Raw genomic sequence first — 13,337 nt, 5'->3', positions numbered from 1 at the left:
CAGGACATTTGTTTATGCCCACTGCCCTCCACCGCTTCCTCCTGGCCTGCCTGCTGCTGCTGCCCCTGGCCGCACACGCCGGTGATGCCGAAGACTTCCTCGCCGCCAACCCGAGCCAACAAGCCAAGCTGTTGCAGGACTGGGCCGCCCAGCCTGACCCGGCGCGCATCGAGTTGGTCAACGCCCTGCAACAAGGCCAACTCACGGTCAACGGCGAACCCAAGACCGTGCGCCTGAACAACCGCCTGCGCGGCCTGATCGACAATGTGCAGGCCAGCCAACAACTGCTCGCCGCCGATCCCACGGTGCGCCTGGCCGCTGCGCGAACCCTGCAAAAAAGCGCGCAGCCTGCGCAACTGAAATTCCTCGACCAGCAACTCGCCAGCGAAGCCGACGACGACGTCCACAGTGCCCTGAGCCTGGCCCTGGCCAACCTGCAACTGGTCGACCCCGATCCGGCCGTGCGCCTGGCTGCCGTGCGCCTGCTTGGCAGCACCGGCGACCCGCTCGCCCGCACGCGCCTGGAAGCCTTGCTGGCGCCCGGCGTGGAAACCGATGCCGGGGTGCACACCGCCGCCGAAACCAGCCTGGCCCAGGTCAAGCGCAAGTTGCTGGTGGGCGAGATCCTCGGGCAAGCCTTCAGCGGCATGTCCCTGGGTTCGATCCTGCTGCTGGCGGCCCTGGGCCTGGCGATCACCTTCGGCTTGCTCGGGGTGATCAACATGGCCCACGGCGAGATGTTGATGCTCGGTGCCTACTCCACCTACGTGGTGCAGTTGCTGATGCAGCGCTACATGCCCCAGGCAATCGAGTTCTACCCGCTGATCGCGCTGCCGGTGGCGTTTTTTGTCACCGCCGGCATCGGCATGGCCCTGGAACGCACGGTGATCCGTCACCTCTACGGCCGCCCCCTGGAAACCTTGCTCGCCACCTGGGGCATCAGCCTGATGCTGATCCAACTGGTGCGCCTGCTGTTCGGTGCACAGAACGTCGAAGTGGCCAACCCGGCCTGGCTGTCAGGCGGGATCCAGGTGCTGCCCAACCTGGTGCTGCCGTACAACCGCATCGTGATCATCGGCTTTGCCTTGTGTGTGGTGGTGCTGACCTGGCTGCTGCTGAACAAGACCCGCCTGGGCCTCAACGTGCGTGCCGTGACCCAGAACCGCAACATGGCCGCCTGCTGCGGCGTGCCCACCGGGCGTGTGGACATGCTCGCCTTTGGCCTCGGCTCGGGTATCGCCGGCTTAGGTGGCGTGGCCCTGAGCCAGATCGGCAACGTCGGCCCGGACCTGGGCCAGAGCTATATCATCGACTCGTTCCTGGTGGTGGTGCTCGGCGGGGTCGGCCAGTTGGCCGGCAGCGTCATGGCCGCCTTTGGCCTGGGGATCGCCAACAAGATTCTCGAACCGCAGATCGGTGCCGTACTCGGCAAGATCCTGATCCTCGCGCTGATCATTCTGTTTATCCAGAAACGCCCGCAAGGACTCTTCGCACTGAAAGGACGGGTGATCGACTGATGAACCAGCCATTGATGCTTACAGCCGCGCAAAAGGCCGGCCCCAAGGTAACGATCGCGGTGGGTGTGGTGATCCTCGCCGTGCTGCTGGCGTTGCCGCTGCTGTCGCTGCTGCCTGCCGATAACGCATTGCATGTCTCGGCCTACACCCTGACGCTGGTGGGCAAGATCCTCTGCTACGCCATCGTCGCCCTGGCCCTGGACCTGGTGTGGGGCTACGCCGGTATGTTGTCCCTGGGGCACGGCCTGTTTTTTGCCCTAGGCGGTTATGCCATGGGCATGTACCTGATGCGCCAAGCCGCCGGCAGCGAGTTGCCGGCGTTCATGACCTTCCTGTCGTGGACCGAACTGCCGTGGTATTGGCTCGGTACCCAGCACTTCCTCTGGGCCTTGTGCCTGGTAGTGTTGGCCCCGGGTTTGCTGGCGCTGGTGTTCGGCTTTTTCGCCTTTCGCTCGCGGATCAAGGGCGTGTACTTCTCGATCATGACCCAGGCCCTGACCTTTGCCGGGATGCTGTTGTTTTTCCGCAACGAGACCGGCTTTGGCGGCAATAACGGCTTTACCAACTTCCGCAGCATCCTGGGCTTCGGTATCACCGAGCCCGGTACCCGCGCGGTGCTGTTCCTGGCCACGGTGCTGCTGTTGGTGGGCAGCCTGTTTATCGGCTGGCGCCTGGCCCGGAGCAAGTTCGGGCGGGTGCTGACGGCCCTGCGCGACGCGGAAAACCGCCTGATGTTCTGCGGCTATGACCCGCGTGGCTTCAAGCTGTTTGTGTGGGTGTTGAGCGCGGTGCTGTGCGGCCTCGCCGGGGCGCTGTACGTGCCGCAAGTGGGCATCATCAACCCTAGTGAAATGTCGCCGACCAACTCTATCGAAGCCGCCGTATGGGTGGCCCTGGGCGGGCGCGGCACACTGATCGGCCCACTGCTGGGTGCCGGCGTGGTCAACGGCATGAAGAGCTGGTTCACCGTGGCCTTCCCGGAGTACTGGCTGTTCTTCCTGGGGGCACTGTTCATTATCGTCACCCTGTACCTGCCCAAGGGCATCATCGGCCTGCTGAAGAAAAGGGGCGAACAATGAGAGTCACGGCAACCGACCAGTTCATGCTCGAACCGATCATCGAACCGAACCGCGACCAGGGCACCAGCCGCGACGCCATCGGCCTCGGCCAGGCCGCCGGCAAGGGCCTCAATACCCGCCATGGCACGATCCTGACCCTGGAAGATATCAGCGTCAGCTTCGATGGTTTCAAGGCCCTCAACGACTTGAACCTGTACATCGGCGTCGGCGAATTGCGCTGCATCATCGGCCCCAACGGCGCGGGCAAGACCACGCTGATGGACGTCATCACCGGCAAGACCCGCCCCAGCCACGGCAAGGCGTGGTTCGGTGAAACCCTGGACCTGACGCGCATGAGCGAAGTGCAGATCGCCCAGGCCGGTATCGGCCGCAAGTTCCAGAAGCCCACGGTGTTCGAGGCCCTGAGCGTGTTCGAGAACCTGGAGCTGGCACAGAAGACCGACAAATCGGTGTGGGCCAGCCTGCGCGCGCGTCTGAGCGGTGAACAGAAAGACCGCATTGAGGAGGTGCTCGACACTATTCGCCTGACCACGTCGGTACAGCGCCCGGCCGGCTTGCTGTCCCACGGCCAGAAGCAGTTCCTGGAAATCGGCATGCTGCTGATGCAAGACCCGCAACTGTTGCTGCTCGACGAGCCGGTGGCCGGCATGACCGACGCCGAGACCGAGTTCACCGCCGAACTGTTCAAGCGCCTGGCGGGCAAGCATTCGCTGATGGTGGTGGAGCACGACATGGGCTTTGTCGGCTCGATTGCCGACCATGTGACGGTGCTGCACCAGGGTAGCGTGCTGGCCGAAGGGTCGCTGGAGCAGGTGCAGGAAAACGAGCGGGTGATCGAGGTGTACCTCGGTCGTTGAGCCAGACACAGACCGCTTACTGTGGGAACCAAATCAAATGTGGGAGCTGCCTTGTCGGATCGCCGCATCGCTGCGATCCAGACAACTCGGTATGTCTGATGGACCGAGGTGATGCCATCGCAGGCAAGCCAGCTCCCACAGTTGATCCGGTTCCTACCAGGGATTTGAGGAGAGTTTGAACATGTTGCAAGTCGACAAGCTGCACCAGTACTACGGCGGCAGCCACATCCTGCGCGGCCTTTCGTTCGACGTGAAAGTCGGTGAAGTCACCTGCCTGCTCGGCCGTAACGGTGTGGGCAAGACCACCCTGCTCAAATGCCTGATGGGCCTGCTGCCCGCCAAGGAAGGCGCGGTGAACTGGGAAGGCAAGGCCATCACCGGCTTCAAGCCGCACCAGCGGGTACACGCCGGCATCGCCTACGTGCCCCAGGGCCGCGAGATTTTCGGCCGGCTGACGGTGGAAGAAAACCTGCTGATGGGCCTCTCGCGTTTTCCCGGCAGCGAAGCCAGGGAAGTCCCGGCGTTTATCTACGAGCTGTTCCCGGTGCTGCTGCAAATGAAGCACCGGCGCGGTGGCGACCTGTCCGGTGGGCAACAGCAACAACTGGCCATCGGGCGCGCCCTGGCCAGCCGTCCGCGCCTGTTGATCCTCGATGAGCCCACCGAAGGTATCCAGCCGTCGGTGATCAAGGAGATCGGCGCGGTGATCAAGAAGCTCGCCGAGCGCGGCGACATGGCAATTTTGCTGGTGGAACAGTTCTACGATTTTGCCGCCGAACTGGCCGATCAATACCTGGTGATGTCCCGGGGTGAGATCGTCCAGCAGGGCCGTGGTGAAAATATGGAGGCCGACGGTGTACGCGGCCTGGTTACCATCTAATCTGTAGCGTCCCGTTGATTAAGCCCTGACCATGACCGTTCCTGCCCCCACCGCCCTGTTCACCCCCAGCTGGCACGCCGCGCTGGAGTTGGGCTATGCACGCTTCGGCGCCAGCACACGCCCGGTGATGCGCCGCCACCTGGGCCCGCTGCGGGTGCAAAAGCACCTGTACGCCGAAGGCCCCGAGGTGTGCCAGCACATCATCGTGCACCCGCCGGGCGGGATTGCCGGAGGGGATCGCCTGGAGATCACCGCCCACCTGGCTGAGGGCGCGTGGGCGCAATTGACCAGCCCCGGCGCCGCCAAGTGGTACCGCGCCAGCGGGCCGGCCTATCAGCAGGTGGCTTTGACGGTCGAGGCCGGCGCCACCCTGGAGTGGCTGCCCCAGGAAACCATCGTGTTCAGTGCGGCCCAGGCCGAACTCAGCACCCGCATCGACCTGCACGGCGACGCCCGGCTGTTGTACTGGGATGTGGTGGCGCTGGGGCGCCCGGCCAGTGGCGAGCGTTTCGAGCGCGGGCACTTCCAGTCGCACCTGGACATCCGCCGCGACGGCCAGTTGCTCTGGCATGAGCGCCAGCGCATCGTCGGCGACGACGGCCTACTCGACTCGCCGATCGGCCTGGATGGCCAGCCGGTGTTTGCCACCTTGCTGGTGACCGGTGAAATCGACAGTGAACTGCTGGAACAGTGTCGCGCCCTGTCCCATGCAGTACGCGGCGACCTGACCCAGTTGCCGGGCTTGCTGGTGGCGCGCTGCCTGGCCAGCGAGACCCTGCTGGCGCGGGCGTGGTTGATTGATTTATGGCGACTGTTGCGCCCGGCACTGCTGGGGCGTGAGGCTGTACCCCCAAGAATTTGGAACACATGAAGGTGGAACCGGGCTTGTGTGGGAGCGGGTTCCCACAATGAATCTTCGGTGTTTTTTAGAATGCTTTTTATGACGGACTGCTGACCATGGACCTGACCCCAAGGGAAAAAGACAAACTGCTGATCTTCACCGCAGGCCTAGTGGCCGAGCGCCGCCTGGCGCGCGGGGTGAAGCTCAATTACCCGGAAACCATCGCCTATATCTCCGCCGCCCTGCTTGAAGGCGCGCGCGACGGGCGCACCGTGGCCGACCTGATGCACTTTGGCACCACCCTGCTCAGTCGCGAGCAAGTGATGGAAGGCATCCCGGAGATGATCCCGGATATCCAGGTTGAAGCCACTTTCCCGGACGGCACCAAACTGGTGACCGTCCACCAACCCATCGCCTGAGGCCCGGCCATGTCCTTGCTGATTCGTGACGCGGTACACGGCGACCTGCCGGCCATCTGCGATATCTACAACGATGCCGTGCTCAACAGCACCGCCATCTGGAACGACCAACCCGTGGACCTGGGCAATCGCCAGGCCTGGTTCAGTGCGCGCCAGGCGCAGTGCTATCCGATCCTGGTGGCGGTGGAAGCCGAGGAGGTGGTCGGCTATGCCTCGTTCGGCGATTGGCGGCCCTTCGACGGTTTTCGCCACACCGTCGAACATTCGGTGTACGTGCGCAACGACCAACGCGGCAAAGGCCTTGGCCCCTTGCTGATGCAGGCACTGATCGAACGCGCCAGGGCCTGTGACAAACACGTGATGGTCGCCGCCATCGAAAGCGGCAACCAGGCCTCGATCCGCCTGCATGAGCGCCTGGGCTTCAGTGTCACCGGGCAGATGGCCCAGGTAGGCACCAAGTTTGGCCGCTGGCTGGACCTGACCTTTATGCAACTGCTGCTCAACCCTGGCGCCCAGCCGCCGGCGGTTCACAAGGAGTAATAGCGATGAACGCTGCCCAACTGCGTCGAGTGAATGCCGAAAGTTTTGCCCATTACCGCCAGGGCTTGATTGAGTTGTTGCTGGACGCCGTGCAGCACGGCGCATCGGTAGGTTTCATGGCCGACCTCGACGCGGCCCAGGCGCGCAGCTACTTCGATGGCGTACAAGCCGGCGTCGAGGACGCCAGCGTGTTGCTGTGGGTGGTGGTGCGTAATGAGCAAGTCCTGGCCAGTGTGCAACTGGCGCTGTGCCAGAAAGCCAATGGCCTCAACCGTGCCGAGGTGCAGAAACTGTTGGTGCGCAATGACGCCCGGCGCCACGGCCTCGGCCAGCAATTGATGAGCGCCCTGGAGCTGTGCGCGCGCCAGCACAAGCGCGGCCTGCTGTACTTGGACACCGAAGCCGGCTCCCCCGCCGAAGCCTTCTACCAGGCCCTGCGCTACACCAAAATCGGCGAGCTGCCGGATTACTGCCAAAGCCCGGACGGGCGCTACAGCCCGACCGCCATCTACTACAAGACCCTGGGGCAACCTGCATGATTCCTGGCCAATTCCAGATCCAGCCTGGCGACATCGAATTGAATGTGGGCCGGCGCACATTGAGCCTGAGCGTGGCCAACAGTGGCGACCGGCCGATCCAGGTCGGCTCCCATTACCATTTTTTCGAGACCAACGACGCGCTGACCTTTGACCGCGCCCTCAGCCGCGGCATGCGCCTGAACATCCCGGCGGGCACGGCGGTGCGCTTTGAACCGGGGCAGAGTCGCGAGGTGGAGTTGGTGGAGCTGGCAGGGTTGCGCCGGGTGTTTGGCTTTGCCGGACGGATCATGGGCGACCTCGACTGACTGATCGTTCCCACGCTCCGCGTGGGAACGCCGCCTGGGACGCTCCGCGTCCCGCTCTTAACGTCGTGACGCAGAGCGTCAGCGGATGCATTCCCACGCAGAGCGTGGGAACGATCAACACAAATTTTTCAGGACACCCCAATGAAAATCAGCCGCCAAGCCTACGCCGACATGTTCGGCCCCACCGTCGGCGACAAGGTCCGCCTGGCCGATACCGAGCTGTGGATCGAAGTCGAACAGGACTTCACCACCTACGGCGAAGAAGTGAAGTTCGGCGGCGGCAAGGTCATCCGGGACGGCCAGGGCCAGAGCCAACTGCTGGCCGCCGAGGTGGTCGACACAGTGATCACCAACGCGCTGATCATCGACCACTGGGGCATCGTCAAGGCCGATGTCGGCCTGAAAAATGGCCGCATCGCCGGGATCGGCAAGGCCGGCAACCCGGACATCCAGCCCGGCGTGACCCTGGCCATCGGCGCCAGCACGGAAGTGATTGCCGGCGAAGGCATGATCCTCACCGCCGGCGGCATCGACACCCATGTGCACTTCATTTGCCCGCAGCAGATCGAAGAGGCGCTGACCAGTGGCGTCACCACCATGATCGGCGGCGGCACGGGCCCGGCAACCGGCACCAACGCCACCACCTGCACCTCCGGCCCGTGGCACCTGGCGCGCATGCTGCAATCAGCCGACGCGTTTGCGATGAACTTGGGCTTTACCGGCAAGGGCAACGCCAGCCTGCCCGAGCCTTTGATCGAGCAGGTCAAGGCTGGGGCGATTGGCTTGAAGCTGCATGAAGACTGGGGCACCACCCCGGCCAGCATCGACAACTGCCTGAGCGTGGCCGACGAGTACGACGTGCAGGTGGCAATCCACAGCGACACGCTCAACGAGTCGGGCTTTGTCGAAACCACCCTCGCCGCCCTCAAGGGCCGCACCATCCACACCTATCACACCGAGGGTGCCGGCGGCGGGCATGCGCCGGATATCATCAAGGCCTGCGGCTTTCCTAACGTGCTGCCCAGCTCCACCAACCCGACCCGGCCGTTCACCCGCAATACCATCGACGAACACCTGGACATGCTGATGGTCTGCCATCACCTCGACCCAAGCATTGCCGAGGACGTGGCCTTCGCCGAAAGCCGCATCCGCCGCGAGACCATAGCCGCCGAAGACATCCTGCATGACCTCGGCGCCTTTTCGATGATCAGCTCCGACAGCCAAGCCATGGGCCGCGTAGGCGAAGTGATCATGCGCACCTGGCAAACCGCCGACAAGATGAAGAAACAGCGCGGGCCGCTGCCCGGCGACGGCGAGGGCAATGACAACTTCCGCGCCAAGCGCTATATCGCCAAGTACACCATCAACCCGGCGATCACCCACGGTATCAGCCATGAAGTGGGCTCCATCGAAGTCGGCAAATGGGCAGACCTGGTGTTGTGGCGCCCGGCGTTCTTCGGTATCAAGCCCACGTTGATCCTCAAGGGCGGAGCAATTGCGTCCAGCCTGATGGGCGATATCAACGGCTCGATCCCCACCCCGCAGCCGGTGCACTACCGCCCGATGTTCGCCAGCTTCGGCAGCTCGCTGCACGCCACCAGCCTGACGTTTATCAGCCAGGCGGCGCTGGCCGAGGGCCTGCCGCAGGCGTTGGGCCTGAAGAAGCAGATCGCCGTGGTCAAGGGGTGCCGCCAGGTGCAGAAGACCGACCTGATCCACAACGACTACCTGCCAGACATCGACGTAGACCCGCAGACCTACCAGGTCAAGGCCGATGGCGAACTGTTGTGGTGCGAGCCGGCGGACGTGCTGCCGATGGCCCAGCGTTACTTCCTGTTCTGACCGTTCATCGGCAGATACCCGCCGTGCCAGTGAAGCGAAGAGGTGTAAGGCGCTACGATGCGCCACGCTTCTTCACTGTCTTGCACTTGGGAACCTGGCTATGCGCCTATCCGAATTCATCGTGTTACATGCCGACCGGATCGTCGATGAATGGGAACAGTTTGCCGAAACCTTGACCCCGGCCGCCGAAACCCTGAACCGCACGCAACTGCGCGACCACGCGCACTCCATCCTGCTGGCCGCTGCGCGGGACATGAACACCCGCCAGAGCGCCAGCGAACAGGCGGCCAAGGCCAAGGGCGAAGGCCTGGAAAAAACCCCGAGCCTGGACGAAGCCGCCGCCAGCCATGGCGAGCTGCGCCATACCGTTGGCTTTGACCTGGTACAGATGACCTCCGAGTTCCGCCACCTGCGCGCTTGCGTGATCCGTCTGTGGGTCAATCACCTGGAATCGCCAGAGCTGACCTATTTCCAGGACATGATCCGCTTCAACGAAGCCATCGACGAAGCCCTGGCCGAATCCACGGCGGCCTACGCCGAGCAGGTCAATCGCTCGCGGGATATCTTCCTCGCCATCCTCGGCCACGACCTGCGCGCCCCCTTGCAGGCGGTGAAGATGTCCACCGAGATGTTGTTGCGCAAAGCCCCGCTGGACAGCAAAGGCCTGAGCCTGGTGGGCAATATCCAGAATGGCGCCCGGCATATGGGAGCGATGGTCAGCGATCTCTTGGAGTTTGTGCGCAGCCGGCTGGGCAGCAGCCTGCCGATCGAGCCCAAACCGATGAACCTGGCCGATGCAGCCAGGGAGGCCATCGCCGAAGCGTGCGCAGGCCGCCCGGATTGCCAGGTTCACTTGCATACCGACGGGGACACCCAAGGGCAGTGGGATCGCGGGCGCATTGATCAACTGCTGCAGAATCTGATCGGCAATGCGTTACAGCACGGGCTCAACGGCCAGGCGCCGACCCTGAGCCTCGACGGCACCGCCGACAGCGTGGAACTACGCATGCACAACTTTGGCCCGCCGATTCCCCAGGCGGCGCTAGGTACCGTATTCGACCCGCTGGTGCGCAGCGCCACTGAAGAACTGGGCAGCAACTCGACCAGCCTTGGGCTGGGGTTGTTTATCGTCAAGGAAGTGGTGCAGGCCCACCGAGGCACGATTGAAGTGGCGTCCAGCGAGGCGGCGGGCACCACGTTTACCGTGGTCCTGCCACGCCGATAGGCCACGCAAATCCTTTGTGTGTCGAGCTTTAGCGAGGCTGCGATAGCGGTGGGTCAGCCAACATCAATACTGGCAATGCCGCCGCCATCGCAGCCTCGCTGGGGCTCGACAGCTCCCACAGTAAACTTGCGTTCCTGACACAGATTGAGAGGCGCCGCCAATCCCTGTGGGAGCTGTCGAGCTTTAGCGAGGCTGCGATAGCGGTGGGTCAGCCAACATCCACGCTGGCAATGCCGCCGCCATCGCAGCCTCGCCGGGGCTCGACAGCTCCCACATTGGGCTTGTGTTCCTGACACAGATTGAGAGGCGCCGCCGATCCCTGTGGGAGCTGTCGAGCCCCAGCGAGGCTGCGATAGCGGTGGGTCAGCCAACATCAATACTGGCAATGCCGCCGCCATCGCAGCCTCGCCGGGGCTCGACAGCTCCCACATTGGACTGGTGTTCCTGACACAGATTGAGAGGCGCCGCCAATCCCTGTGGGAGCTGTCGAGCTTTAGCGAGGCTGCGATAGCGGTGGCTCAGCCAACATCCACGCTGGCAATGCCGCCGCCATCGCAGCCTCGCCGGGGCTCGACAGCTCCCACAGTAAACTCGCGTTCCTGACACAGATTGAGAGGCGCCGCCGATCCCTGTGGGAGCTGTCGAGCTTTAGCGAGGCTGCGATAGCGGCGGGTCAGCCAACATCAACGCTGGCAATGCCGCCGCCATCGCAGCCTCGCCCGGGCTCGACAGCTCCCACATTGGACTGGTGTTCCTGACACAGATTGAGAGGCGCCGCCAATCCTGTGGGAGCTGTCAGCGGCTCCAGGTTTCCCGTGGATCAAAGTTGGCCTTTTTCGCCAACTCCTGCCACAACGCCTTGACCTCTTCGTCGCTGCTTTTTGGCATCACCGCCTTGAGCTGCACAAACAGATACCCGCGCTGCCCGGCCTTGTTCAGCAAGCCATGGCCCTTGGCCCGCATGCGCTGGCCATTCTGGCTGCCGGCCGGGACTTTGAGGTTGATCTTGCCGGTCAGGGTCGGCACCGCGACTTCTGCACCCAGGGCCAATTCCCACGGTGCCAGCGGCAAATTAATCACCAGGTTTTCGCCTTCCACCTCAAACTTCGGATGCGGCGCAAAGCGGATGATCAGGTACAGGTCGCCATTCGCGCCGCCACCAATCCCCGGTGCGCCCTGGCCCTTGAGGCGGATGCGCTCGCCATCGGCCACGCCGGCCGGGATCTTCACGTTCAGGCTCTTGGTGGTGTTGCTGACGTGCTGGCCCGCCGCATTGTATTGCGGCACCTGGAAGCTGATCGCCTTGGACTCGGTAGACAGCGTCTCTTCCAGGAACACCGGCAGTTCCATCTCCACATCCTGGCCGCGACGGCCGGGGCTGCGCCCTTGAGCGCCGCCGAAGCCGTTGCCACGCGAACCAAAGATCGAGCTGAAGAAGTCCGAAAACTCGCCCGTGTCCTGGCCACCGCCAAACCCGCCACGGCTCTGCCAGCCTGGCGGCCCCTGGAAAGGTTGACCGTGCTGGCCATAGCGGCGCAATTCGTCATATTCGGCGCGCTTGTCGGCACTTTTCAGTGCTTCATAGGCTTCCGAGGCGTCCTTGAACTTCTCTTCCGCGTCCTTTTCCTTGCTGACGTCGGGATGATACTTACGGGCCAGCTTGCGATAAGCGGCCTTGATTTGCTTGTCATCGGCCGTCGGCTCGACACCAAGAATCTTGTAATAGTCTTTGAAATCCATGGGGGCATCACCATCCGTTATCGAGATCGCACAGTCGAGCCCTGCCTGCCGGGGCATTGCGGGGCGATTCGAGGTGCGTCAGAAAAATATCGGCGGCTTGCAGGACACACTTGATCCTTTCGACAGCCACCAACCGTATGCACAGGAGTTGGGGGCAAGGAGCCGACCTTTCAAGGTAACAAGTCTGCTGTATTTAGCGGATAGTCGGCCTACGCATCTGCACGCGAGTGACATACACTGCGCGGCCGTTTTTTAACCGGAACCTGTTAGACATGAACAACACCTCCCCAGCCCGTGCCTGCGGCATCGACTTCGGCACGTCCAACTCCACTGTCGGCTGGATCCGTCCCGGCATGGAAACGCTTATTGCGCTGGAGGACGACAAGATCACCCTGCCGTCGGTGGTGTTCTTCAACTTCGAAGAACGCCGCCCGGTGTACGGCCGCCTGGCGCTGCACGAGTACCTGGAAGGCTACGAAGGCCGCCTGATGCGCTCGCTCAAGAGCCTGCTGGGCTCCAAGCTGATCAAGCACGACACCAGCGTGCTGGGCACGGCCATGCCGTTCAAGGACCTGTTGGGCCTGTTTATCGGCCAACTCAAGAACCGCGCCGAAGCCACCGCCGACCGTGAATTTGAAGAAGTGGTGCTGGGCCGCCCGGTATTTTTCGTCGACGACGACCCGATGGCCGACAAAGAGGCCGAAGACACCCTGGTGGACGTGGCCCGCAAGCTCGGTTTCAAGGAGGTCTCGTTCCAGTACGAGCCGATTGCCGCGGCCTTCGACTACGAGTCCACCATTGAAAAAGAAGAGTTGGTACTGATTGTCGACATCGGCGGCGGTACCTCCGACTTCTCCCTGGTGCGCCTGTCGCCCGAGCGACGCAAGCATGACAACCGCCACGACGACATCCTCGCCACCGGCGGCGTGCATATCGGCGGTACCGACTTCGACAAACAGCTCTCGCTGGCCGGCATGATGCCGCTGTTCGGCTATGGCAGCCGCATGAAAAGCGGCGCCTACATGCCCACCAGCCACCATATGAACCTGGCCACCTGGCACACCATCAACTCGGTGTACTCGCAAAAATCCCAGCTGGCCCTGGGCAGCATGCGCTACGACATCGAAGACACCGGCGGCATCGACCGCCTGTTCAAGCTGATCGAACAGCGTGCCGGCCACTGGCTGGCCATGGAAGTCGAAGAGACCAAGATCCACCTCACCCACGAGGACAGCCGCCATGTGCCGCTGGACCGGGTAGAACCGGGCCTGAGCGTGGAACTGAGCCGCGCCCTGTTCGAGTCCTCCATCGACAACCTGCTGGAACGGGTGCGCAACAGCGTGACCCAACTGCTCGACGACGCCTCGGTGGATGTGGCCCAGGTCGACACGGTGTTCTTCACCGGCGGCTCCAGCGGCATCCCGGCCCTGCGCCAGAGCATCTCGGCAATGTTGCCCAATGCCCGGCACGTGGAAGGCAACATCTTCGGCAGTATCGGCAGCGGGCTGGCGATTGAGGCCAGTAAGCGTTACGGCTACTGAGTGAAGAAATCG

The 13,337-nt window shown here is 63.2% G+C and carries 13 protein-coding genes; 12 read left to right on the top strand and 1 reads right to left on the bottom strand.

Annotated features, from left to right (window positions below):
* Positions 1-14 precede the first annotated feature (14 nt).
* From urtB to PSH80_RS02655, 11 genes are all read left to right on the top strand, one after another.
* Positions 15-1,517, top strand: a complete 1,503-nt coding sequence (gene urtB / locus PSH80_RS02705; RefSeq protein WP_128593127.1) for an urea ABC transporter permease subunit UrtB — start codon at positions 15-17, stop codon at positions 1,515-1,517.
* Positions 1,517-2,596, top strand: coding sequence for an urea ABC transporter permease subunit UrtC (urtC, locus tag PSH80_RS02700; protein WP_057437513.1), 1,080 nt, complete (start codon positions 1,517-1,519; stop codon positions 2,594-2,596). Before urtB ends, urtC begins: the two co-directional genes overlap by 1 nt.
* The gene (gene urtD, locus PSH80_RS02695) at positions 2,593-3,453 is read left to right on the top strand and encodes an urea ABC transporter ATP-binding protein UrtD (protein WP_057437511.1); all 861 of its coding nucleotides are present in this window, start codon (positions 2,593-2,595) and stop codon (positions 3,451-3,453) included. Before urtC ends, urtD begins: the two co-directional genes overlap by 4 nt.
* Before the next feature lie 181 nt (positions 3,454-3,634).
* Positions 3,635-4,333: an urea ABC transporter ATP-binding subunit UrtE gene (gene urtE / locus PSH80_RS02690; RefSeq protein WP_057437509.1), complete on the top strand. Its 699-nt coding sequence runs from the start codon at positions 3,635-3,637 to the stop codon at positions 4,331-4,333.
* Between the two features lie 31 nt (positions 4,334-4,364).
* Entirely contained in the window at positions 4,365-5,204 is an 840-nt protein-coding gene (locus tag PSH80_RS02685) for an urease accessory protein UreD (protein ID WP_128593128.1), read from the top strand.
* 86 nt (positions 5,205-5,290) lie between these two features.
* The gene (locus tag PSH80_RS02680) at positions 5,291-5,593 is read left to right on the top strand and encodes an urease subunit gamma (RefSeq protein ID WP_032862374.1); all 303 of its coding nucleotides are present in this window, start codon (positions 5,291-5,293) and stop codon (positions 5,591-5,593) included.
* A 9-nt stretch (positions 5,594-5,602) separates the two neighbouring features.
* Complete coding sequence (locus tag PSH80_RS02675; protein ID WP_115127280.1) at positions 5,603-6,133, top strand: GNAT family N-acetyltransferase; 531 nt, start codon at positions 5,603-5,605, stop codon at positions 6,131-6,133.
* 5 nt (positions 6,134-6,138) lie between these two features.
* A complete protein-coding gene (locus tag PSH80_RS02670) occupies positions 6,139-6,672 on the top strand; it encodes a GNAT family N-acetyltransferase (RefSeq protein ID WP_057437504.1) in 534 nt (177 codons plus the stop codon).
* Positions 6,669-6,977 carry an urease subunit beta gene (locus PSH80_RS02665; protein WP_057958190.1) on the top strand — a complete coding sequence of 103 codons (309 nt, stop codon included), beginning with the start codon at positions 6,669-6,671 and terminating at the stop codon, positions 6,975-6,977. Before PSH80_RS02670 ends, PSH80_RS02665 begins: the two co-directional genes overlap by 4 nt.
* A gap of 141 nt (positions 6,978-7,118) precedes the next feature.
* Positions 7,119-8,819, top strand: coding sequence for an urease subunit alpha (ureC, locus tag PSH80_RS02660; RefSeq protein WP_115127279.1), 1,701 nt, complete (start codon positions 7,119-7,121; stop codon positions 8,817-8,819).
* A 100-nt stretch (positions 8,820-8,919) separates the two neighbouring features.
* Entirely contained in the window at positions 8,920-10,044 is a 1,125-nt protein-coding gene (locus PSH80_RS02655) for a sensor histidine kinase KdpD (protein WP_057437498.1), read from the top strand.
* Positions 10,045-10,839: 795 nt separating this feature from the next.
* Here the strand turns inward: PSH80_RS02655 and PSH80_RS02650 are convergent.
* Complete coding sequence (locus tag PSH80_RS02650; RefSeq protein WP_057437496.1) at positions 10,840-11,784, bottom strand: DnaJ C-terminal domain-containing protein; 945 nt, start codon at positions 11,782-11,784, stop codon at positions 10,840-10,842.
* 272 nt (positions 11,785-12,056) lie between these two features.
* Here PSH80_RS02650 and PSH80_RS02645 point away from each other — a divergent pair, with 272 nt between their 5' ends.
* Entirely contained in the window at positions 12,057-13,325 is a 1,269-nt protein-coding gene (locus PSH80_RS02645) for an Hsp70 family protein (RefSeq protein ID WP_170059995.1), read from the top strand.
* The last annotated feature ends 12 nt before the right edge of the window (positions 13,326-13,337 follow it).

The organism is Pseudomonas sp. FP818 (assembly GCF_030687335.1).
GTDB lineage: Bacteria > Pseudomonadota > Gammaproteobacteria > Pseudomonadales > Pseudomonadaceae > Aquipseudomonas > Aquipseudomonas shahriarae.
Note: the sequence above shows the minus strand (reverse complement) of the source record. Positions and strands in the feature narration are given on the sequence as shown.

Excerpts from the sequence above, each read along its gene's own strand:
- urtB (WP_128593127.1), top strand. The coding sequence starts at position 15 with ATGCCCACTGCCCTCCACCGCTTCCTCCTGGCCTGCCTGCTGCTGCTG.
- urtC (WP_057437513.1), top strand. The coding sequence starts at position 1,517 with ATGAACCAGCCATTGATGCTTACAGCCGCGCAAAAGGCCGGCCCCAAG.
- urtD (WP_057437511.1), top strand. The coding sequence starts at position 2,593 with ATGAGAGTCACGGCAACCGACCAGTTCATGCTCGAACCGATCATCGAA.
- urtE (WP_057437509.1), top strand. The coding sequence starts at position 3,635 with ATGTTGCAAGTCGACAAGCTGCACCAGTACTACGGCGGCAGCCACATC.
- PSH80_RS02685 (WP_128593128.1), top strand. The coding sequence starts at position 4,365 with ATGACCGTTCCTGCCCCCACCGCCCTGTTCACCCCCAGCTGGCACGCC.
- PSH80_RS02680 (WP_032862374.1), top strand. The coding sequence starts at position 5,291 with ATGGACCTGACCCCAAGGGAAAAAGACAAACTGCTGATCTTCACCGCA.
- PSH80_RS02675 (WP_115127280.1), top strand. The coding sequence starts at position 5,603 with ATGTCCTTGCTGATTCGTGACGCGGTACACGGCGACCTGCCGGCCATC.
- PSH80_RS02670 (WP_057437504.1), top strand. The coding sequence starts at position 6,139 with ATGAACGCTGCCCAACTGCGTCGAGTGAATGCCGAAAGTTTTGCCCAT.
- PSH80_RS02665 (WP_057958190.1), top strand. The coding sequence starts at position 6,669 with ATGATTCCTGGCCAATTCCAGATCCAGCCTGGCGACATCGAATTGAAT.
- ureC (WP_115127279.1), top strand. The coding sequence starts at position 7,119 with ATGAAAATCAGCCGCCAAGCCTACGCCGACATGTTCGGCCCCACCGTC.
- PSH80_RS02655 (WP_057437498.1), top strand. The coding sequence starts at position 8,920 with ATGCGCCTATCCGAATTCATCGTGTTACATGCCGACCGGATCGTCGAT.
- PSH80_RS02650 (WP_057437496.1), bottom strand. The coding sequence starts at position 11,784 with ATGGATTTCAAAGACTATTACAAGATTCTTGGTGTCGAGCCGACGGCC.
- PSH80_RS02645 (WP_170059995.1), top strand. The coding sequence starts at position 12,057 with ATGAACAACACCTCCCCAGCCCGTGCCTGCGGCATCGACTTCGGCACG.